This window comes from Consotaella salsifontis (assembly GCF_900167365.1).
Lineage (GTDB): Bacteria > Pseudomonadota > Alphaproteobacteria > Rhizobiales > Rhizobiaceae > Consotaella > Consotaella salsifontis.
Window position 1 is genome coordinate 74303 of sequence record NZ_FUXL01000019.1, and the last position, 20778, is coordinate 95080.

Sequence of the window (20778 nt, forward strand, 5' to 3'; positions counted from 1 at the left end):
GGACGGCGGGGCCGGGGGCGATCCCCCGGCCCCTCCCGCATTTCGCGAAGATATAACTGGCGACGGCACTTGGAGATCAGCCCCCAATGAACATCCACGAATACCAGGCCAAGGAAATTCTCAAAGCCTATGGGGCGCCGGTGGCCGCGGGCGTGCCGCTCACCGACGCCGCGGACGCCGAGGCGGCGGCCAAGTCGCTTCCCGGCCCGCTATACGTGGTCAAGAGCCAGATCCACGCCGGCGGGCGCGGCAAGGGCAAGTTCAAGGAACTCGGCCCCGACGCCAAGGGCGGCGTTCGCCTAGCCAAGTCCGTCGACGAGGTGAAGGCCAATGTCGAGGAGATGCTTGGCAGGACGCTCGTCACCAAGCAGACCGGCGAGGCAGGCAAGGTGGTGAACCGCCTCTACATCGAGGACGGCGCCGACATCGCCCGCGAGCTCTACCTGTCGCTTCTCGTCGATCGCTCGGTCGGGCGCGTCGCCTTCGTCGCTTCCACCGAGGGCGGCATGGACATCGAGACGGTGGCTCACGATACGCCGGAGAAGATCGTCACCGTCGCCATTGATCCCGACACGGGTGTCACCGAAGCCGATGCCGGCCAGCTTTGCGAGGCGCTGGAGCTTCAGGGCGAGGCGCGCGCCGACGGCATGAAGCTCTTCCCCATCCTCTACAAGGCGTTCTGCGAGAAGGACATGAGCCTGCTCGAGATCAACCCGCTGATCGTCCTGAAGGACGGCCATCTGCGGGTGCTCGACGCCAAGGTCTCCTTCGACGGCAACAGCCTGTTCCGTCATGAGGACATGGTGGCGCTGCGCGATCTCACCGAAGAGGACGAGAAGGAGATCGAGGCGTCCAAGCACGGCCTGGCCTATGTGGCGCTGGAGGGCAATATCGGCTGCATGGTGAACGGCGCCGGCCTTGCCATGGCCACCATGGACATCATCAAGCTCTACGGCGCGGAGCCCGCGAACTTCCTCGACGTTGGCGGCGGCGCCTCGAAAGAGAAGGTGACGGCGGCGTTCAAGATCATCACGGCCGACCCGAACGTCAAAGGCATCCTCATCAACATCTTCGGCGGCATCATGCGGTGCGATGTCATCGCCGAGGGCGTGATCGCGGCGGTCAAGGAGGTCGGCCTCCAGGTTCCCCTGGTGGTGCGCCTGGAGGGTACGCGCGTCGCCGAAGGCAAGAAGCTGATCTCCGAAAGCGGGCTCAACGTCATCGCTGCCGACGACCTCGACGACGCGGCCCAGAAGATCGTGAAAGCGGTCAAAGGCTAAATGGGGGATTTCGTTGGCATCTGGCTGCCGATCATTCTTCTGATCGCAGTGATGGTGTGGCTGATGCAACGCTCGCGCAGGACGATGGCGCGTCACGTGGCCGAGACAGAGGCGATCAACGAACGCATTCTCGAGGCCAATCGCGACATCGTTACCGAACTGCGTGAAATCAAACTGATCCTGAGGGACCGCGCGTAATGTCCATTCTCGTCGACAAGAACACCAGAGTGATCGTCCAGGGCCTCACCGGCAAGACGGGCACCTTCCACACCGAACAGGCACTGGCCTATTTCGGCACCAAGATGGTGGGCGGTGTCCATCCCAAGAAGGGGGGCGAAGCCTGGTCCTCGGGTGTCGACGGCACGTCGCTGCCGATCTTCGCCTCCGTCGCCGAGGCCAAGGAGGCCACCAGTGCCGACGCTTCGGTGATCTATGTGCCGCCGGCAGGCGCCGCCGACGCCATCATTGAGGCGATCGAGGCGGAGATCGGCCTCATCGTCTGCATCACCGAGGGCATCCCGGTGCTCGACATGGTCAAGGTGAAGGCCAAGCTCGACAAGTCCCGCTCTCGGCTTCTCGGCCCCAACTGCCCGGGCGTGCTGACGCCTGAGGAGTGCAAGATCGGCATCATGCCGGGCTCTATCTTCAAGAAGGGAAGCGTCGGCATTGTCTCCCGGTCGGGAACCCTTACCTATGAGGCCGTGTTCCAGACCTCGAATGTCGGCCTCGGCCAGACGACCGCCGTCGGCATTGGCGGAGATCCCGTCAAGGGCACGGAATTCATCGACGTTTTGGAAATGTTTCTCGCCGACGATGCCACCAAGTCCATCATCATGATCGGCGAAATCGGTGGTTCGGCCGAGGAGGATGCGGCGCAGTTCCTGATCGACGAGGCCAAGCGCGGTCGCAAGAAGCCGATGGTCGGCTTCATCGCCGGTCGCACGGCTCCCAAGGGTCGCACCATGGGTCATGCCGGCGCTGTGGTCTCGGGCGGCAAGGGCGGCGCCGAGGACAAGATCGCGGCCATGGAGGCCGCCGGTATCCGCGTATCGCCTTCTCCCGCCCAGATCGGCAAGACGCTGGTCGAGGTGCTGAAGGGCTAAAGTCACCCGCGAGGGAGCTTGGCGGCCCGATCGCCGCCCGGCTTCGTCGACCAAGAAAAGCCACTGCCCGACGGCGCGAAGTGCCTCCGCGCCCGACAGCCGCAGGAACCAACCGCGACGGCGGTTTCAAGGACCCCATGTCACGCAACCAGCAGGCGAACGAGAGCTTCGCGCTCACCTCTTTCCTCTACGGCGGCAATGCCGACTACATCGAAGACCTTTATGCCCGCTATGAGACGGACCCGCGCTCGGTGCCGGACGATTGGCAGCGCTTCTTCGAGGAGATGAAGGACGACAAGCAGATCGTCCTCAAAAACGCGATGGGTCCTTCCTGGGAACGCCAGGGGTGGCCGATCGCGGCCAACGGGGAATTGGTCGCCGCGCTGGACGGCAATTGGGGCGAGGTCGGCGCGCGGGTCGAGGAGAAGGTTCGCAAGAAGGCGCAGAGCTCGGGCGTCGAGGTCTCGGAGGCGGACGTCATGCGCGCCACCCGCGATTCGGTGCGGGCGCTGATGCTGATTCGCGCCTATCGCGTGCGCGGCCACCTGCATGCCAAGCTCGATCCCCTCGGCATCGCCAAGCCGGCGGACGAGGACTACAATGAGCTTTCACCGTCCGCCTACGGCTTCACCGAGGCCGACTACGACCGCAAGATCTACATCGATCATGTGCTGGGCCTGGAATTCGCCACCATCCGCGAGATGGTCGACATCCTGCGCCGGACCTACTGCACGACGCTGGGCGTCGAGTTCATGCACATCTCGAACCCGCACGAGAAGGCGTGGCTGCAGGAGCGCATCGAGGGGCCGGACAAGGGCATCTTCTTCACCGATCAGGGCAAGCGCGCGATCCTCAACAAGCTCATCGAGTCCGAAGGGTTCGAGAAGTTCTGCGACGTTCGCTTCAAGGGCACCAAGCGCTTCGGCCTCGACGGCAGCGAGGCGCTGATCCCCGCGCTCGAGCAGATCATCAAGCGCGGCGGCCAGATGGGCCTCAAGGAGATCGTCTTCGGCATGGCCCACCGCGGCCGTCTCAACGTTCTCTCCCAGGTGATGGGCAAGCCGCACCGGGCGATCTTCCACGAGTTCCAGGGCGGCTCGGCCCAGCCCGACGACTGGGAAGGCTCGGGCGACGTCAAGTATCACCTCGGCGCCTCCTCCGACCGCGCCTTCGATGACAACACCGTCCATCTGTCGCTGGCTGCCAACCCCTCGCATCTGGAGATCGTCGATCCCGTGGTGCTTGGCAAGGCGCGCGCCAAGCAGGACCAGATCGTCGGGCCGACGCGGGGCGAGATCGTGCCGCTGTCGGTGCGCAAGGACGTGATGCCGCTGCTGATTCATGGCGACGCGGCCTTCGCGGGCCAGGGTGTCGTCGCCGAATGCCTCAACCTCTCGGGGCTCAGGGGCCATCGCGTCGCCGGCACGGTTCACTTCATCATCAACAACCAGATCGGTTTCACCACCTATCCGCGCTTCTCGCGCTCCTCGCCCTATCCCTCCGATACGGCCAAGATGGTCGAGGCGCCGATCTTCCACGTCAACGGCGATGATCCGGAGGCGGTGGTCTACGCGGCGAAGGTGGCCACCGAATTCCGCATGCTGTTCCACAAGCCCGTGGTCGTGGACATGTTCTGCTACCGCCGCTACGGCCACAACGAGGGCGACGAGCCGGGCTTCACCCAGCCGATTATGTATCGCAAGATCCGCGAGCATCCCTCGACGCTCGAGATCTATTCGAAGAAGCTGATCGAGGAAGGCATCGTCACCGCCGAGCAGGTGGAGAGCCGCAAGTCCGAGTGGCGTCAGGCGCTGGATCAGGAGTTCGAGGCGGCCCAGTCCTACAGGCCGAATCGTAGCGACTGGCTCGATGGCGCCTGGACGGGGCTGCGCCAGCCGAAGGGCGGCGAGGAGCACCGCCACGGCATCACGGGCGTGGACCTCGAAACCCTGAAGAGCATCGGCAAAAAGCTCACGGCAGTGCCGGAGGGCTTCGCCGTCCACAAGACGATCCAGCGCTTCCTCGACAACCGCACCCAGATGGTGGAGACGGGGCAGGGTATCGATTGGGCGACGGCCGAAGCCATGGCCTTCGGCTCGCTGGCGCTGGAAGGGCATCCGATCCGCTTTTCGGGCCAGGATTCGGAACGCGGCACCTTCAGCCAGCGGCACTCGGTGCTCTACGACCAGAACACCGAGGAGCGCTACATTCCGCTCGCGAACCTCGCGGAAGGGCAGGCCGTCTACGAGGTCATCAACTCGGCGCTGTCCGAGGAGGCGGTGCTGGGCTTCGAGTACGGCTATTCGCTGTCGCTGCCCAACGGCCTGACCATTTGGGAAGCGCAGTTCGGCGACTTCGCCAATGGCGCCCAGGTGGTGATCGACCAGTTCATCTCGTCGGCGGAGACGAAGTGGATGAGGATGTCGGGCCTCGTCATGCTCTTGCCTCACGGCTATGAGGGGCAGGGGCCGGAGCACTCCTCGGCGCGCCTGGAGCGCTATCTCCAGCTCTGCGCCCAGGACAACATGCAGGTCGCCAACTGCACGACGCCGGCGAACTACTTCCATGTCCTCAGGCGTCAGCTCAAGCGCGACTTCAGGAAGCCGCTGATCCTGATGACGCCGAAGTCGCTGCTCAGGCACAAGCGGGCGGTTTCCGACCTATCCGAGATGGCCGGCGAGACGCATTTCAAGCGCTGGATCCGCGACGACGCCGAGACCAAGGACACGCCGATCAAGTTGGTCGCCGACGACAAGATCCGGCGCGTCGTGCTCTGCACGGGCAAGGTCTATTACGACCTCTACGAGGCGCGCGAGGAACGCGGCATCGACGACATCTATCTTCTGCGCGTCGAGCAGCTCTATCCCTTCCCGGCGCGTTCGCTGATGCACTCGCTGTCGCGCTTCCCCAACGCCGAAATGGTGTGGTGTCAGGAAGAGCCCAAGAACATGGGCGCCTGGACCTTCATCGAGCCCTATCTCGAATGGGTGCTGGAGCGCCTGGAGGGAGCCTCGCGCCGCGCCCGCTATGCGGGACGGCATGCTTCCGCCTCGCCGGCGGCGGGCACGATGTCCAAGCACCTCGCCGAGCTCAAGGCGTTCGTGGAGGATGCGCTCGGCGCCTGAGACTCCGACATGACCCGTTGTCCCATGAAGCAAAGTCCGGGTTCTTTCCCCGCTGCCGGCTCCAAACGCCCGGCGGCGGGGAAATTCCGCATCTTGCAGGAAGGGCAGGGCGAAGGTGGAGCGCTCGCGGCGGTTTCTGTTACGGTATTCTCGCCGATTCCTTTTATCCTGCGGGCTCGTCCGGATTATCGGCGCGCGAGCCTCAGCCCCCTGACGTCAGGAATGAACGATGACAGTTGAGATCAAGGTGCCCACCCTGGGCGAGTCGGTCACAGAGGCGACGATCGCCCAGTGGTTCAAGAAGCCGGGCGACAAGGTGGAGCAGGACGAGACCATCGCCGAACTCGAAACCGACAAGGTCACGGTCGAGGTGCCGGCTCCCGCGTCAGGGGTGATCGAGGACATCACGGCCGCCGAGGGCGACACGGTCGCGGTCGGCGCCGTCATCGGATCAATCGGCGAGGGCAAGGGGACGGCGTCCGCCAAGACGAAGGCCCCGGCCAAGGTCGAGGAGAAGGCTGCCGCTCCGGCCGAAGAGACAAAGAAGTCCGCTGCGGCACCCGCCGGCAAGCTGGTCGAGGTGGTGGTGCCGGCAGCCGGCGAATCCGTTACCGAGGCCGAGGTCGGCGAAATCTTCAAGAAGGTGGGCGAGGCGGTCAAGGCTGACGACGCGCTGCTTGAGCTGGAAACCGACAAGGCCGCCCAGGAGATTCCCGCGCCCGTCTCCGGCGTGATCCGCGAATTCGCCGTGCAGAAGGGCGACGTGGTTCAGGTCGGCGCGCTGCTGCTGAAGATCGAGGAAGGCGCCAGCGCCTCCGGCGAGGCCGCGACTTCATCGGCCCCCGCGCAGGCTTCGGCCGGCGGCAGCGGCGGCATGCCGGCTGCCCCGGCGGCGCAGAAGATGATGGCCGAGAAAGGGCTTTCCGAGAGCGACGTTTCCGGCAGCGGCAAGCGCGGCCAGATCCTCAAGGGCGACGTGATCGACGCCGCCGCCAAGGCCGGGTCGTCTCCCTCCGTCTCGTCGGCGCCCGCGCAGTCGGCACCCCGCGCGCAGTCCGCGCCGGACGATGCGGCCCGCGAGGAGCGGGTGAAGATGACGCGTCTTCGCCAGACCATCGCGCGGCGGCTCAAGGATGCACAGAACACGGCGGCCATGCTGACCACCTTCAACGAGGTGGACATGACGGCGGTCATGGATCTTCGCAAGCGCTACAAGGATCTGTTCGAGAAGAAGCATGGCGTGAAGCTCGGCTTCATGGGCTTCTTCACCAAGGCGGTCTGCCACGCGTTGAAGGAGATTCCGGCGGTGAACGCCGAGATCGACGGCACCGACCTCATCTACAAGAACTTCGCCCACATCGGCATGGCCGTCGGCACCGACAAGGGCCTCGTCGTGCCGGTGATTCGCGACGCCGATCAGATGACCATCGCGGAGGTGGAGAAGGAACTCGCCCGTCTCGCCAAGGCGGCGCGCGACGGCAAGCTTTCCGTCGCCGACATGCAGGGCGGCACCTTCACCATCACCAATGGCGGCGTCTACGGCTCCCTGATGTCGACGCCGATCATCAACGCGCCGCAGTCGGGCATCCTCGGCATGCACAAGATCCAGGAGCGGCCGATGGCCATCGGCGGCCAGGTGGTGATCCGGCCGATGATGTATCTGGCGCTCTCCTATGATCACCGCATCGTCGACGGCAAGGAAGCCGTGACCTTCCTCGTCCGGGTGAAGGACAGCCTGGAAGATCCCGAGCGCCTCGTCCTCGATCTCTGATCCGAGGATCATTGCTCACTTCATCGACGGCCGCGGCACCCGCCGCGGTCGTTTTTCTTTGTCGACTCGTTGAATGCGCCGGGCGGCGGATCAAATCATGCGCTGATGGGTTTGAAGGCCATGATGCAATCGATGCTCGCCTCAAGCCGCTCTCCTCGCCCTTCCGTCGCCACGTCCCTCTTGGCGATGTGCGCGGTTGTGGTCTCGCTCTCGACGCTGCCGGCAAACGCCACGCAAAGCCCGCGAACTCCGCCCGACTATCGCGACGACCGCTCGACGGCCGAATCGGTGGTGCGCTCGCTCTACAACGCGGTGAACCGCCACGAATATCTGAGGGCCTATTCCTACTTTTCTGACGGCCCGGAGCGTCCGGACTTCGAGACGTTCTCCAAGGGGTATGAGGCGACGGAGCATGTCCGCCTGAAGCTCGGCAAGGCGGTGAGCGAGGGGGCGGCGGGCTCGATCTATACGCGCCTTCCGGTCGCCATCGAGGCGATCGATTCGGGTGGCGCCGCGCAGGTCTATGCCGGGTGCTACACCCTGCGCCTTGCCCAACCTGCCGCACAGGCGACGCCGCCATTTCAGCCGCTGTCCATCACCGAAGGCACACTGAAGCCTGTCGACGCGCCCTTCGACAGCACCTCGGGGAGCTGTCCGACCAATTAACCGCGATGGGCGTGCGCAAAAGGGTGGCGGACCACCGCCGCTGCCATTACCCATGAAGCAGATGCTTATCGGCCCGCGTCCCCCTTTTCGCGAAAAATCGGATTCCACTTTCTCGCCCGGCACTCTAAGACAGCCGCATGGGTGCCGCGTGCGACTGTGTGCCGCGACACCCGCAGGATGTGAGGCGGCAATCCCCCGCTAGGTCCCGCTGGAAAGGCAGAGGAGCATCTGATGGAAACGCCGTTCGCCACGGTAATCACCCTGCTCGGCTGGTCGGTCGTCATCCTGATCGTCCACATTCTGCTGCAGGGCCAGCTTGCGACGCGCGAGCGCGGGCTCGACTGGAACGCCTCGGCGCGCGACGGGGAGCAGAAGCCGCTCGGCACCTACGCCGGGCGTGCCGACCGGGCGCTCCGCAACTTCCTGGAGACCTATGCCGCCTTCGTCGGCCTGGCGCTGGCGCTGGCCATCACCAACCGCGCCGGCGGGCTGGGCCTGATCGGGGCGTGGACCTGGTTTATCGCCCGCATCGTCTACATTCCGCTCTATCTCTTCGGCGTGCCCTACCTGCGCAGCCTCGTCTGGCTGGCCTCGTTGGTCGGGCTCGTCCTCATGCTCATTCAACTCCTCTTCTAATCTCGGAAAAACAAGAAGGCAGTGCCATGGCTGATCCCTTCGATCTCGTCGTTATCGGCTCGGGCCCCGGCGGCTATGTCTGCGCCATCAAGGCGGCGCAGCTCGGCCTCAAGGTGGCCGTCGTCGAAAAGCGCAAGACCTACGGCGGTACCTGTCTGAATGTCGGCTGCATTCCGTCCAAGGCGCTGCTTCATGCCTCCGAGATGTTCGCCGAGGCGCAGCATTCCTTCGACGAGCTCGGCATCGAGGTCAGCCCCAAGGTGAACCTCGAAAAGCTGCTTGCCCACAAGGACAAGACGGTGAAGCAGAATGTCGACGGCATCGGCTTTCTGTTCAAGAAGAACAAGGTGACGGGCGTCATCGGCACCGGGAAGATAACGGCTCCCGGCTCGGTGGAGGTGACGAAGGAGGACGGCTCGACCGAGACGCTCTCCGCCAAGGCCGTCTGCATCGCGACCGGTTCGGATGTCGCCGGCATTCCCGGCGTCGAACTCGCCTTCGACGGCGAGACGATCGTCTCCTCCGACCACGCCATCGATCTCAAGAAGGTGCCGGAGACAATGATCGTCGTCGGCGCGGGCGTCATCGGCCTCGAACTCGGCTCCGTCTGGTCGCGGATCGGCGCCAAGGTCACTGTGGTCGAGTATCTCGACAAGATCCTGGGCTCGATGGACGGCGACGTCTCCAAGCAGTTCCAGCGCATGCTGGCCAAGCAGGGCTTCGACTTCAAGCTTTCGGCGAAGGTCACCGGCGTTTCCAAGACCGAGAAGGGCGCAAGCGTCACCTTCGAGCCGGTCAAGGGTGGCGAGCCGCAGACGATCGCGGCGGACGTCGTTCTGGTGGCGACGGGCCGCAAGCCCTACACCGAGGGGCTCGGGCTCGACGCGGTGGGCGTCAAGCTCGACAATCGCGGGCGGGTCGAGATCGACGGCCACTTCCGGACGTCCGTTCCCGGCATCTACGCCATCGGCGACGTGGTGAAGGGGCCGATGCTCGCCCACAAGGCCGAGGACGAGGGCGTGGCGCTGGCCGAGCAGCTCGCCGGTCAGGCGGGCCACGTCAACTACGATGTCATTCCGGCCGTGGTCTACACCGCGCCCGAGGTCGCTTCCGTAGGCAAGACGGAAGAGGAACTGAAGGCCGCGGGCGTCGAATACAATGTCGGCAAGTTCGCCTTCACCGCCAATGGCCGCGCGCGGGCGATGCTCCACACGGACGGCTTCGTCAAGTTCCTCGCCGACAAGAGGACGGATCGAGTGCTCGGCTGCCACATCGTCGGCTTCGGCGCCGGCGAGATGATCCACGAGGCGGCGGTGCTGATGGAGTTCGGCGGCTCGTCCGAGGATCTGGCCCGCACCTGCCACGCCCATCCGACCATGTCGGAAGCGGTGAAGGAGGCCGCGATGGCGACGTTCGCCAAGCCCATCCACAGCTGATCCACAGCCTCTCCACAGGCGGCGGTGCGCCCTCGTTTGAGCGGCCATCCCCGTAATGAAAAGGCCCGGCAGGTATTCCCGCCGGGCCTTTTCACGTCAGGAAGATGAAAGCGATCAGCTCTTCTTTTCGTCCACCATCGTCCTTGTCGACGAATCGGTGGTGACGACCGGCTTCTTGATGCTGGCCGTGTGGCTCGTCGAACAATCGGCGAAGGCGGGCGCCGAGGCGGCACCGATGAGGCGGCGATGGCGACTTTCGCCAAGCCGATCCATCGCTAAAACATGATCCCGAAGCGGGACCGCCGAGATCGACTAGCCGATTTTGTCGTGCCGCGCTGTCACCAAGGCACCTCTCCGTCTTTGTCGACGAAACGCCCGGAAACAACGTCGTCGCCGCAGAGCGCATACCGGACCGGTGTTTTTGCGGCCTCGTCGGGCATGACATTGCCCATGTTGCTGCTCAAGTCTGTCTTGACGAAACCAGGGCAGACCGATGTCACAATAATATTGCTATCGCGCAATTCCTGGGCGAGCTGGACCGTCAGCATGTTGAGCGCTGCCTTCGAGGCATTGTATCCGATGGCCTGTGCCGCATAGAAGGCTGATTTGGGATCGCCGTTACACGTGATGGATCCCAAGGTGCTGGAGAGGTTCACAATCCGGCCAGCTTCCGACTTGCTTAGCAATGGCAGCAGTGCCTGCGTCACAGCAAGAGTGCCGATGAAATTCGTTTCCATCGTATCGCGGACGACGGCGATGGAGGTTTTGCTCGGAACAGAATCGGCTCCGTCATAAATGCCGACATTGTTGACCAGGATGTCGAGATGACCATGCTCGGCTTCGATCGTTTTCGCCGCAACAGCAATGCTGTCTTGGTCTGTCGTCTCCAGTATCAGTAGAGAAACGTCGAGTCCTTGTCCGGCCAAGGTTTCAACGGCGGCTTGTCCGCGCGCCTGATCCCGCGCCCCGAGAAGGACGGTCGTGCCGGCTTCGGCAAGTTGCTTGGCGATCTCGAATCCGATGCCTTTGTTGGCACCCGTGACGAGCGCGATGCGATGAGTGGCCATGAAAGCTCCTGATTGGGACTGGTATCAGCGATAGCGCGGCCATGATATGAAAAAACATTCAGCTTTGAGACTCGCTTATGGCTCCGGTTCCTCCGCCGCAACTTTCCGCCCGAAAATCACCGCGTCAGGCGCGCGCGACGGCCACTCTGGAAGCGATTTTCGAGGCGACCATTCAGGTTTTGCTGACCGACGGACCGACGCGTTTGACGACGACGCGCGTCTCGGCGCGGGCGGGCGTTTCGGTCGGCACCATGTACCAGTATTATCCGCACAAGCAGGCACTGCTGTATGCAGTGACCGAACGGTATCTGAATACGGTCGCAGAAACCGTTGAAAGGACGTGCCTGCAGAATCATGGCGCGCCCCTCGCCCAAATGAGCGATACCCTGGTGAAGGCGTATTGGGACGCGAAGACCATGCAGCGCAACGCAACGCGCGCGCTCTATCTGGTTGCCCTGGAAGTCAATACCTCGGACCTGGCCGAAGCGTGCATGCAACGCATAGAGGCCGCGACCGCAGCGATGTTCGACAGCGCGCCCGATGCGAAGTTCGCGGATCTGGCGTTGGTCAATCTCACTTTCCTGACGGTGCTTTTTGGAACTGTCCGAAGCCTGTTCACTCGCAAAATGACGGAGGAATCGGAAAGGCGCGTTGGAGACGAGCTATCGGTGATGTGTCTTCGCTATCTTGAGGCCTCGAAGATCGCTTGATGGAGAAGGTCCGCGCGAATGTGGAGGACAAAGTCAATGTGGACGGATGTTGCTATGCCGGCGGGCGAGCTTCTTCGCCGGCGTGAGAGAGCTCCTGACCTTGCCGCGCCGGTTTCCCTTATCTTGCGCTTCCAAGACCCCGCCCCTTCGCACATGGCATTGACGGCGCAAAATGTCTGACTTAGGTCAGGTATCATGAGTGTCGATCCGATCTCCCGCTTCCGTCGCTTCAACCGGGCCGTGACCGCCGAGGTCGGCGCGCTCGATTCGTCCTTCCTCGGCCGCGGTCGCCCGCTGGGCGCCGCGCGGGTGCTCAACGCCATCGGCCACGGCCGGTCGGACGTGGCGGCGGTGCGCGATTATCTCGGGCTCGATTCGGGCCTGATGAGCCGGCTGCTGCGCGGGCTGGAAGAGGAGGGGCTGGTCGCCACCACGCCGCACCCGGACGACGCGCGGCGGCGCATCGCGCAGCTGACCGACGCCGGCCGGCAGGAGTTCGAGGCCTATGAGCGGCTGTCGAACGAGCGCGCCGAGATCTTCCTCGCCCGGCACCCGCGCCCGGAGGCGCTGCTGGCGGCGATGGATCTCGTCGCGTCAGTCTTCGGACGGGAGCGGGTTTCGATCGGAGAGGTGAGTCCGCGCGGCGAAGAGGCGCTCTATTGCCTCGGCGAATACTACGGTGAGCTCGCCCGACGGTTCGAGACGGGCTTCGATGTTTCGCTGTCGCGCGACCCGCACGCAGATTCAATGGTCCGACCGCATGGCGGCTTCTTCGTCGCTTTTTCGGACGGCCTGCCCATCGGTTGCGTCGGCCTCAGCGGCAAGGGTGGGGGAATGGCTGAAATCAAGCGACTCTGGGTCTCGCCCGCCGCGCGCGGCCTTGGTCTTGGCCGACGCCTCATGCAGGCCGCGGAGGACGCGGCGCGTGAACTTGGCATCAATATATTGCGCCTCGATACCAACAGCGCCTTACCGGAAGCACGCCGCCTCTATGAACGGTTGGGCTGGCGCGAGATCGCGCGGTTCAACGACGACCCCTATCCGGACCTTTTCTTCGAGAAGCATCTCTGAACCGCGATGAAAAAGGCCCGTGGCAATTAGCCTCCGGGCCTTGCATCTTTCACGAAGATGGAAGCGGTCAGCTCTTCTTCTCGTCCACCGTCGTCCTTGTCGACGAATCGGTGGTGACGACCGGCTTCTTGATGCTGGCCGTATGGCTCGCCGAACAATCGGCAAAGGCGGGCGCCGAGGCGGCGCCGATCAAGCCGAGGCTCAGGGTTACTGCGGTCAATGCTTTCACGACACAAGTCTCCCGTTGGCGTTGATCGAATCAGAGTAGACCAGCGGCGAATTGTCGCAAGCGGATGGCGATCAACTTTCAGTGCTCCGCGGGTGTCCTCGTATGCGGGTGTCAGTCCGCGCGCTTTACCGTCCAACCGTCCCTGGCGAGAAGCTCGACCAATCCTTCTTCCCCCGGAAGATGCAGCGCGCCCACGGCGACGAAGGTTCCGCCCTTTTCGAGAAGAGGTTTCAGGCGCTTGGCCATTGTCCTGTTACGGGTGGTGACGAGCTTCTCCTCGAACTCGGCATAGGCTTCGCCGGCATCGATCCCGCCTGTTTCCGCCGAGGGAGAGACCATTTCGGTCAAAGGTCCGATCGCGCCGATCCGACCGTCGAGATAGAGCGCGATCATCGTCGCGGTGATGTCCGGCATGCGCTCGGCCAGCGCCGTCGAGGCGAGCAGGCTTTCCACCTGGACGTCCATGGGCAGCGACGCCATGGCCTCGAGCTGCTCGATGGCGGTTTCAAGGCCGTCGACCGGCTTGCCCGCCGCTTTGGCTCGCCGGGCGAGATCGACGTCGAGAACCGCGATCCCCGCCGCCTTGCGCGCCGTCTCGCACGCCGGCAGCAGCAGGCTGACGCTGGCGAACCAGGGCTGAAGCGTCCGGATGGAGCCATAGGGCACGCCATGATCGGCGAGGTTCTTTTCCAGGTCCTCGCGTTGGTCGGGCTTCAGGAAATCATCGAGCGTCTTGCCCGCAGGCAGCGTCATCAGATCGGGTCGGGTCAAAATCGCGGCCGACGCCTTTGCCTCGTCGAGAATGTCCGTCGATTCGATCACCAGACGGGAGGCGCGGTTGAACGCGGTCTCCACTGGCGCCGGCAGCTCGAGCACCCTTGGGTCGGTCAGGTGCATGGTGCCGAATAGATAGGACGGGGAAAGGCCGGGCTTCGTCACCTCGAACAGGCGGCCCTCGCCATGCGGCGTGGTCTTCATTGCCTCGTCGAGGCGCGCGCGTTGCGCGGCGTCGAAGCTTGGCAGCAGGTTTTCGCCCGGGCAAACGGTCGGGGTGACGTTCGGAGATTCCTCCGCCCGCGCCAGTCCCACCCAGGCGAGGGCGAGGACGAGCGCCAGCGGCAAAAGCGCGGCGACGGCAAGAGCGGCATCGGTGAGGCGGTCGAGCGGGCAGGGCCGCCGAATGGGAAGCTGTGTCGGACTCATGAATGGCAGGCTAGCCTGACTTTCCGACTGAAGCGTGAAGACAGCCGCTCGGATTGCCTTCAGCGCTGGGCGCGGGGGTGGGCCGCGTCATAGATCGACATCAGGCGCGCCGAATCGACAGCGGTGTACCCTTGCGTCGTCGACAGGCTGGCATGGCCGAGAAGGTCCTGGATGGCGCGAAGGTCGCCGCCCTCCGCCAGAAGATGGGTGGCGAAGGAATGGCGCAAGGCATGCGGCGTCGCCGAACCAGGCAGGCCGAGCGCGCCGCGAAGACGCTGCATCTCGCGCTGGACGATCTGCGGGCGAAGCGGCCCGCCGCGCGTTCCCCTGAACAGGGGCTCGTTGCCCGAAAGCGCGAAGGGACAGAGCCGGCGATAGTCCGCGACGGCCTCATGGACCACCGGGAGAAGCGGCACCAGCCGCGTCTTGCCCCCCTTGCCGGTGATCGGAATGGCCCTGGCGGCACTGTCGCGCAGGGCATCGCCCGTCAGGCCCAAGGCCTCGGAAATGCGCAGGCCACAACCATAGAGGAGGGTCATCACCGCCGTGTTGCGTGCGGCGACCCACGGCTCCAGCGCCAGCGCGCCGGCCTCCTCCGTCACGGCGAGCGCATCGGCCACCGTGAGTGGCCGGGGGAGGGACCGGCCCTGTCGAGGCGCGCGGATGGCGCGCGCTCCCGCGCTGGAGGCGAGGCCCTTCTTCTCCAGATGGCGAATGAAGGAGCGCACGCCCGCAAGCCCGCGGCCCAGCGTCTTGGCGCCGGCGCCATCCCGCCGTCGCGCGGCGAGAAAGGCGCGAAGATCGGCCGGCTTGAGGTCGGCGAAGTCGCCGAGTTCGGCAGGGCGCCCGTGATAGCCGGTCAAAAACTGGAGGAACTGGCGAAGATCCCGCTCATAGGCTTCCACCGTGTTGGCGCTGGCGCGCCGTTCGGCCTCCAGGGCCGAAAGCCAGCTGGTTCTCTGTTCGAGAAGCGGCTTGGTCGCATGGACGAGGAAAGCCTGGTTCATTGGATCTGCTCCTGAAGCACATGGCCCGGGCACGCGGGACAGACGGCGCGCGCGACCTATATCGCTCCACGAGGCGGTGCCGAGAGGGTCCGGACAGTTCTCCGGGAGCGATTCTCGCCATCGTTGTTATCCGCCGCCAAGGTGAACGAACAGTGGATGTCCAGCAAGGCTCCACCCAAACGATCGGCAAGCCGGCGGCCAGCCAAAGGAGACAAGCCATGAAAAGACATGCGACAGCGGTTTGGAAGGGAGCCTTGGCCGATGGCAAGGGCACGCTGACGACCCAGTCGGGCGCGCTCTCGAGCCACGGATACTCATTCAAGGCCCGCTTCGAGGATGAGAGCGGCAAGTCTGGCACCAACCCGGAAGAACTTTTGGCGGCCGCCCATGCCGGCTGCTTCGCCATGCAGCTCTCGCACTTCCTCGCCGAGAACGGGACGCCCGCCGAAGAGCTCGACGCCAAGGCGGTGGTAAGCGTCGAGCAAGCCGAGGGCGGCTTCGCCATCACTTCCAGCGCACTGACGCTGACGGCGAAGGTTCCGGGGATCGAGAGCGCCAAGTTCGAGGAACTCGCCAACAAGGCCAAGGCCGGTTGCCCCGTCTCCAAGGCTCTGGGCGCCATCAACGTCTCGCTCGACGCCAAGCTGGCCTAACGAGCCGCAAAACAGCAAGCTCCGGGCGCCCGTCGTGCGGCCGGGGCTCACCCAGCGGCAAGCTGGCCTCAATTATCTACACAAAATCAGATAGCTAGCAAAAAAGTTCAGCCTTAGCCGACTTTTTTGCCGATCCGGTGTTGACGGGTCCGCGATCTCCAGCTTATAAGCCCATCCATCGACGGCGGACACGCCGCCGGCGAGCCCTCCGGTTCGCTCCGAAATCTGAGATTTCGGGTTGACAAGTTTCTGAGAGATCGCTACGTAGTGGCCATCTTGAGGGTCGGTTGAGCGACACGCTGAAGCGGCCCGACGAAGGTGATTTGCCTTCGTGTTATTTGACAATTGAATACTGATGAGAAGAAAGAGAAGCGTGGGCGGCGGAAGTCTGCGACCTCTGAGCTGACGATCCTGGTTGGTTTGGAGGTTTTGGGTTATCCGACGGTGTCACGTTTCTCGATGAGAGTGCTTTGTCTGGTCTGGTTTACCGGGTTGGACGGAGCGACATGGTTGCCGGTTTTTGCTGGATGGCGAGAGTTGTTCAGCGTGCTGGTAATCAGGAATACTCTCGTTGATGCTTTGAGACAGTGACAATGCAGTCGGGACAACTCTTATCAAACCTGAGAGTTTGATCCTGGCTCAGGACGAACGCTGGCGGCAGGCTTAACACATGCAAGTCGAACGCATCCTTCGGGGTGAGTGGCAGACGGGTGAGTAACGCGTGGGAATCTACCTATCTCTACGGAATAGCTCCGGGAAACTGGAATTAATACCGTATACGCCGGAAACGGGAAAGATTTATCGGGGATAGATGAGCCCGCGTTGGATTAGCTAGTTGGTGGGGTAATGGCCTACCAAGGCGACGATCCATAGCTGGTCTAAGAGGATGATCAGCCACATTGGGACTGAGACACGGCCCAAACTCCTACGGGAGGCAGCAGTGGGGAATATTGGACAATGGGCGCAAGCCTGATCCAGCCATGCCGCGTGAGTGATGAAGGCCCTAGGGTTGTAAAGCTCTTTCACCGGGGACGATAATGACGGTACCCGGAGAAGAAGCCCCGGCTAACTTCGTGCCAGCAGCCGCGGTAATACGAAGGGGGCTAGCGTTGTTCGGAATTACTGGGCGTAAAGCGCACGTAGGCGGACATTTAAGTCAGGGGTGAAATCCCGGGGCTCAACCCCGGAACTGCCTTTGATACTGGATGTCTTGAGTGTGGAAGAGGTAAGTGGAATTGCGAGTGTAGAGGTGAAATTCGTAGATATTCGCAGGAACACCAGTGGCGAAGGCGGCTTACTGGTCCACAACTGACGCTGAGGTGCGAAAGCGTGGGGAGCAAACAGGATTAGATACCCTGGTAGTCCACGCCGTAAACGATGGAAGCTAGCCGTCGGGTTGTTTACAGCTCGGTGGCGCAGCTAACGCATTAAGCTTCCCGCCTGGGGAGTACGGTCGCAAGATTAAAACTCAAAGGAATTGACGGGGGCCCGCACAAGCGGTGGAGCATGTGGTTTAATTCGAAGCAACGCGCAGAACCTTACCAGCCCTTGACATGCCCGGCTATCCAGAGAGATTTGGAGTTCCCTTCGGGGACCGGGACACAGGTGCTGCATGGCTGTCGTCAGCTCGTGTCGTGAGATGTTGGGTTAAGTCCCGCAACGAGCGCAACCCTCGCCCTTAGTTGCCATCATTCAGTTGGGCACTCTAAGGGGACTGCCGGTGATAAGCCGAGAGGAAGGTGGGGATGACGTCAAGTCCTCATGGCCCTTACGGGCTGGGCTACACACGTGCTACAATGGCGGTGACAATGGGCAGCGAGACCGCGAGGTCGAGCTAATCTCCAAAAACCGTCTCAGTTCGGATTGCACTCTGCAACTCGGGTGCATGAAGTTGGAATCGCTAGTAATCGTGGATCAGCACGCCACGGTGAATACGTTCCCGGGCCTTGTACACACCGCCCGTCACACCATGGGAGTTGGTTCTACCCGAAGGTGGTGCGCTAACCCGCAAGGGAGGCAGCCAACCACGGTAGGGTCAGCGACTGGGGTGAAGTCGTAACAAGGTAGCCGTAGGGGAACCTGCGGCTGGATCACCTCCTTTCTAAGGATGGCTTTATCAGGCCTTCCAGGCGGCGAGAGCGCGAGCTTGAGCTTAAGTCCCGGAAGCTTCCTATAACGCCGTTTTAGAACAAGACGCCGTTAGTCAAACGGTGTCGCGCATGACATCAGTGCCATGCCCATCTTTGATGGTCGTGGTCAGGCAGGCCCCGCCGCCTTCGTTTCTCTTTCTTCCTTGGATGATATTATCTGCCCCGCCCTTAAGCTTCGGGCCTGGCCCTCGCTGGCGGGGGTCCCGATGTTGCTTGCGGAGCGCTTGATGCTGACGCGGGTTCGAGTTCGGGCCTGTAGCTCAGTTGGTTAGAGCGCACCCCTGATAAGGGTGAGGTCGGTAGTTCGAATCTACCCAGGCCCACCATCGCTTTTGCCGCCCGTCCGCTCCTCGCGACGCTTGTTGCTGGCAGGGGTTGTGAATGTGCGGCGAGTTTGGTTCAGATAGGGGCCATAGCTCAGCTGGGAGAGCGCGTGCTTTGCAAGCATGAGGTCGTCGGTTCGATCCCGTCTGGCTCCACCATTGTTTGTCCCACCCTTAAGCTCCTCGCGGCGCTCGTCGCTGGCGGGTCCCTGGGTAGGTTCTGAATGAGTGGAGCGATCATCCAAGAAAGAAGTCAAAGTTTGCGGCATGGCCATCGGGTCGTGTTCGCCTGTTCTTGTTACATTGTGAAGAGAAGACGGATCCTGAAGGATCGTGATGGTCGAAAGGCTTTTGCGGTTCTGTCGGAAAGGACCGGGGAGATGGTTCATCACCTGATCCCCAACGTGATGGTCCGATCCAATGATTGGCGTTGCCTGACCGCTCGCCATCGGGGTTCGTCTCGAGAAGCTGGTCTTTCGTGAGTGCCATGCAGGAGCATCTGAAGCGGTTGCACGCCGTTTGGGTGTTAGTGGCGCTCACAAGAGAAAAAGAGATTCGCAAATGTTCATCTCTCTCGTTCGGTCTTCGGGCCGGGCTGATGGGCATTGGCGATGAGAATGATCAAGTGTCAAAAGGGCATTTGGTGGATGCCTTGGCATGCACAGGCGATGAAGGACGTGATACGCTGCGATAAGCCGTGGGGAGCTGCGAATAAGCTTTGATCCGCGGATTTCCGAATGGGGAAACCCACCTCTGGTACTGGAAGATCGGAATTGGTCTGGTGGAGCGATCCGCCGGACCGGTTGCGGTTTCCAGTATCGAGAAGAGGTATCTAACTCTGAATACATAGGGGTTAGAAGCGAACGCGGGGAACTGAAACATCTCAGTACCTGCAGGAAAGGACATCAACCGAGACTCTGCTAGTAGCGGCGAGCGAACGCGGACCAGGCCAGTGGCGATTTGAAGAAGAAGCGGAACACGTTGGAAAGCGTGGCAAGAGTGGGTGACAGCCCCGTACGCATAATGTCTTCTTATCGTCCTCGAGTAGGGCGGGGCACGTGAAACCCTGTCTGAAATTGGGGGGACCACCCTCCAAGCCTAAGTACTCGTGCATGACCGATAGCGAACCAGTACCGTGAGGGAAAGGTGAAAAGCACCCCGACAAGGGGAGTGAAAGAGAACCTGAAACCGAATGCCTACAAACAGTGGAAGCCTGAAATGGTGACCACGTACCTTTTGTATAATGGGTCAGCGACTTAGTCTGGCGAGCAAGCTTAAGCCGATAGGTGGAGGCGTAGCGAAAGCGAGTCTGAACAGGGCGTTCAGTTCGTCGGATTAGACCCGAAACCGAGTGATCTAGCCATGAGCAGGTTGAAGGTGCGGTAACACGCACTGAAGGACCGAACCCGCATCTGTTGCAATAGATTGGGATGACTTGTGGCTAGGGGTGAAAGGCCAATCAAACTCGGAAATAGCTGGTTCTCCGCGAAATCTATTTAGGTAGAGCGTCGGATGAATACTCCAGGGGGTAGAGCACTGGATGGGCTAGGGGGACTTACCGTCCTACCAAACCTAACCAAACTCCGAATACCTGGAAGTACTATCCGGCAGACACACGGCGGGTGCTAACGTCCGTCGTGGAGAGGGCAACAACCCTGACCACCAGCTAAGGTCCCCAAGTCACGGCTAAGTGGGAAAGGATGTGAGGTTTCCAAAACAACCAGGATGTTGGCTTAGAAGCAGCCATCATTTAAAGAAAGCGTAACAGCTCACTGGTCTAATAGAGACTTTGCGCCGAAAATGTAACGGGGCTCAAGCCGTGCACCGAAGCTGTGGGCTTGTCTTTGACAAGCGGTAGCGGAGCGTTCTCTAGGCTGATGAAGCGGGATCCGTGAGGACCCGTGGAGGTATGAGAAGTGCGAATGCTGACATGAGTAACGATAAAGGGAGTGAGAGACTCCCTCGCCGAAAGTCCAAGGGTTCCTGCTTAAAGTTAATCTGAGCAGGGTTAGCCGGCCCCTAAGGCGAGGCCGAAAGGCGTAGTCGATGGGAACCACGTTAACAATCGTGGGCCTGGTGGGAAGTGACGGATTGCGTATGTCGTAAGGTCTTATTGGATTGATCTTGCGGCGAAGCGGTCCCGGGAAATAGCCCCACCGTATAGACCGTACCCGAAACCGACACAGGTGGACTGGTAGAGTATACCAAGGCGCTTGAGAGAACTCTGCTGAAGGAACTCGGCAAATTGCACGCGTAACTTCGGAAGAAGCGTGACCTTGCATCGGGCAACCGGTGTGAGGTGGCACAGACCAGGGGGTAGCGACTGTTTACCAAAAACACAGGGCTCT

General features: G+C 62.3%; 16 protein-coding genes, 2 tRNA genes and 2 rRNA genes. 15 read left to right on the forward strand and 5 right to left on the reverse strand.

Going from position 1 to position 20778, the window contains the following annotated elements:
* Positions 1 to 86: 86 nt before the first annotated feature.
* The 8 genes from sucC (at position 87) to lpdA (ending at position 10017) form a co-directional block, all read left to right on the forward strand.
* Positions 87 to 1280: an ADP-forming succinate--CoA ligase subunit beta gene (gene sucC / locus B5D38_RS19575; protein ID WP_078710145.1), complete on the forward strand. Its 1194-nt coding sequence runs from the start codon at positions 87 to 89 to the stop codon at positions 1278 to 1280.
* The gene (locus tag B5D38_RS19580) at positions 1281 to 1478 is read left to right on the forward strand and encodes a hypothetical protein (protein ID WP_078710146.1); all 198 of its coding nucleotides are present in this window, start codon (positions 1281 to 1283) and stop codon (positions 1476 to 1478) included.
* Positions 1478 to 2383, forward strand: coding sequence for a succinate--CoA ligase subunit alpha (gene sucD, locus B5D38_RS19585; RefSeq protein ID WP_078710147.1), 906 nt, complete (start codon positions 1478 to 1480; stop codon positions 2381 to 2383). Before B5D38_RS19580 ends, sucD begins: the two co-directional genes overlap by 1 nt.
* Positions 2384 to 2520: 137 nt before the next feature.
* Positions 2521 to 5508: a 2-oxoglutarate dehydrogenase E1 component gene (locus tag B5D38_RS19590; protein WP_078710148.1), complete on the forward strand. Its 2988-nt coding sequence runs from the start codon at positions 2521 to 2523 to the stop codon at positions 5506 to 5508.
* A 229-nt stretch (positions 5509 to 5737) separates the two neighbouring features.
* Positions 5738 to 7279 carry a 2-oxoglutarate dehydrogenase complex dihydrolipoyllysine-residue succinyltransferase gene (odhB, locus tag B5D38_RS19595; protein WP_078710149.1) on the forward strand — a complete coding sequence of 514 codons (1542 nt, stop codon included), beginning with the start codon at positions 5738 to 5740 and terminating at the stop codon, positions 7277 to 7279.
* Between the two features lie 120 nt (positions 7280 to 7399).
* Positions 7400 to 7945, forward strand: a complete 546-nt coding sequence (locus B5D38_RS19600) for a hypothetical protein (protein WP_165690919.1) — start codon at positions 7400 to 7402, stop codon at positions 7943 to 7945.
* Between the two features lie 231 nt (positions 7946 to 8176).
* Positions 8177 to 8581, forward strand: a complete 405-nt coding sequence (locus tag B5D38_RS19605) for an MAPEG family protein (RefSeq protein WP_078710151.1) — start codon at positions 8177 to 8179, stop codon at positions 8579 to 8581.
* A gap of 26 nt (positions 8582 to 8607) precedes the next feature.
* Positions 8608 to 10017, forward strand: coding sequence for a dihydrolipoyl dehydrogenase (gene lpdA / locus B5D38_RS19610; RefSeq protein ID WP_078710152.1), 1410 nt, complete (start codon positions 8608 to 8610; stop codon positions 10015 to 10017).
* A gap of 114 nt (positions 10018 to 10131) precedes the next feature.
* On the opposite strand, the gene B5D38_RS22275 is transcribed toward lpdA, so the two are convergent.
* Complete coding sequence (locus B5D38_RS22275; RefSeq protein ID WP_165690920.1) at positions 10132 to 10290, reverse strand: hypothetical protein; 159 nt, start codon at positions 10288 to 10290, stop codon at positions 10132 to 10134.
* Between the two features lie 65 nt (positions 10291 to 10355).
* Complete coding sequence (locus B5D38_RS19615; protein ID WP_078710153.1) at positions 10356 to 11084, reverse strand: SDR family oxidoreductase; 729 nt, start codon at positions 11082 to 11084, stop codon at positions 10356 to 10358.
* 77 nt (positions 11085 to 11161) lie between these two features.
* Between B5D38_RS19615 and B5D38_RS19620 the strand changes: the two genes are divergently transcribed.
* Positions 11162 to 11794, forward strand: coding sequence for a TetR/AcrR family transcriptional regulator (locus B5D38_RS19620; protein ID WP_078710154.1), 633 nt, complete (start codon positions 11162 to 11164; stop codon positions 11792 to 11794).
* Positions 11795 to 11989: 195 nt separating this feature from the next.
* Complete coding sequence (locus B5D38_RS19625) at positions 11990 to 12865, forward strand: bifunctional helix-turn-helix transcriptional regulator/GNAT family N-acetyltransferase (RefSeq protein WP_078710155.1); 876 nt, start codon at positions 11990 to 11992, stop codon at positions 12863 to 12865.
* A 67-nt stretch (positions 12866 to 12932) separates the two neighbouring features.
* Here the strand turns inward: B5D38_RS19625 and B5D38_RS22280 are convergent, their stop codons facing one another.
* The 3 genes from B5D38_RS22280 to B5D38_RS19635 all read right to left on the reverse strand — a co-directional run bounded on the left by B5D38_RS22280 (position 12933) and on the right by B5D38_RS19635 (position 15304).
* On the reverse strand, positions 12933 to 13094 hold the full coding sequence (locus B5D38_RS22280) for a hypothetical protein (RefSeq protein WP_165690921.1): 162 nt from the start codon (positions 13092 to 13094) through the stop codon (positions 12933 to 12935).
* Positions 13095 to 13205: 111 nt separating this feature from the next.
* Positions 13206 to 14297 carry a TraB/GumN family protein gene (locus B5D38_RS19630; protein WP_078710156.1) on the reverse strand — a complete coding sequence of 364 codons (1092 nt, stop codon included), beginning with the start codon at positions 14295 to 14297 and terminating at the stop codon, positions 13206 to 13208.
* 59 nt (positions 14298 to 14356) lie between these two features.
* A complete protein-coding gene (locus B5D38_RS19635) occupies positions 14357 to 15304 on the reverse strand; it encodes a tyrosine recombinase XerC (RefSeq protein ID WP_078710157.1) in 948 nt (315 codons plus the stop codon).
* A 218-nt stretch (positions 15305 to 15522) separates the two neighbouring features.
* On the opposite strand from B5D38_RS19635, the gene B5D38_RS19640 reads away from it, so the two are divergent.
* The 5 genes from B5D38_RS19640 to B5D38_RS19660 form a co-directional block, all read left to right on the forward strand.
* Positions 15523 to 15957: an OsmC family protein gene (locus tag B5D38_RS19640; protein ID WP_078710158.1), complete on the forward strand. Its 435-nt coding sequence runs from the start codon at positions 15523 to 15525 to the stop codon at positions 15955 to 15957.
* A gap of 616 nt (positions 15958 to 16573) precedes the next feature.
* Positions 16574 to 18058: ribosomal RNA gene (locus B5D38_RS19645) — 16S ribosomal RNA — on the forward strand.
* A gap of 298 nt (positions 18059 to 18356) precedes the next feature.
* Positions 18357 to 18433 (forward strand) — tRNA-Ile (locus tag B5D38_RS19650).
* 80 nt (positions 18434 to 18513) lie between these two features.
* Positions 18514 to 18589: transfer RNA gene (locus tag B5D38_RS19655), tRNA-Ala, on the forward strand.
* A gap of 460 nt (positions 18590 to 19049) precedes the next feature.
* Positions 19050 to 20778, forward strand: a 23S ribosomal RNA gene (locus tag B5D38_RS19660); the annotation flags it as partial.

Bases quoted from the DNA above. Each gene is read 5' to 3' on its own strand.
- B5D38_RS19590 (WP_078710148.1), top strand. From the start codon at position 2,521: ATGTCACGCAACCAGCAGGCGAACGAGAGCTTCGCGCTCACCTCTTTC.
- sucC (WP_078710145.1), top strand. From the start codon at position 87: ATGAACATCCACGAATACCAGGCCAAGGAAATTCTCAAAGCCTATGGG.
- B5D38_RS19580 (WP_078710146.1), top strand. From the start codon at position 1,281: ATGGGGGATTTCGTTGGCATCTGGCTGCCGATCATTCTTCTGATCGCA.
- B5D38_RS19640 (WP_078710158.1), top strand. From the start codon at position 15,523: ATGAAAAGACATGCGACAGCGGTTTGGAAGGGAGCCTTGGCCGATGGC.
- B5D38_RS22275 (WP_165690920.1), bottom strand. From the start codon at position 10,290: ATGGATCGGCTTGGCGAAAGTCGCCATCGCCGCCTCATCGGTGCCGCC.
- B5D38_RS19625 (WP_078710155.1), top strand. From the start codon at position 11,990: ATGAGTGTCGATCCGATCTCCCGCTTCCGTCGCTTCAACCGGGCCGTG.
- B5D38_RS19615 (WP_078710153.1), bottom strand. From the start codon at position 11,084: ATGGCCACTCATCGCATCGCGCTCGTCACGGGTGCCAACAAAGGCATC.
- B5D38_RS19605 (WP_078710151.1), top strand. From the start codon at position 8,177: ATGGAAACGCCGTTCGCCACGGTAATCACCCTGCTCGGCTGGTCGGTC.
- lpdA (WP_078710152.1), top strand. From the start codon at position 8,608: ATGGCTGATCCCTTCGATCTCGTCGTTATCGGCTCGGGCCCCGGCGGC.
- odhB (WP_078710149.1), top strand. From the start codon at position 5,738: ATGACAGTTGAGATCAAGGTGCCCACCCTGGGCGAGTCGGTCACAGAG.
- B5D38_RS19630 (WP_078710156.1), bottom strand. From the start codon at position 14,297: ATGAGTCCGACACAGCTTCCCATTCGGCGGCCCTGCCCGCTCGACCGC.
- B5D38_RS19635 (WP_078710157.1), bottom strand. From the start codon at position 15,304: ATGAACCAGGCTTTCCTCGTCCATGCGACCAAGCCGCTTCTCGAACAG.
- B5D38_RS19600 (WP_165690919.1), top strand. From the start codon at position 7,400: ATGATGCAATCGATGCTCGCCTCAAGCCGCTCTCCTCGCCCTTCCGTC.
- B5D38_RS19620 (WP_078710154.1), top strand. From the start codon at position 11,162: ATGGCTCCGGTTCCTCCGCCGCAACTTTCCGCCCGAAAATCACCGCGT.
- sucD (WP_078710147.1), top strand. From the start codon at position 1,478: ATGTCCATTCTCGTCGACAAGAACACCAGAGTGATCGTCCAGGGCCTC.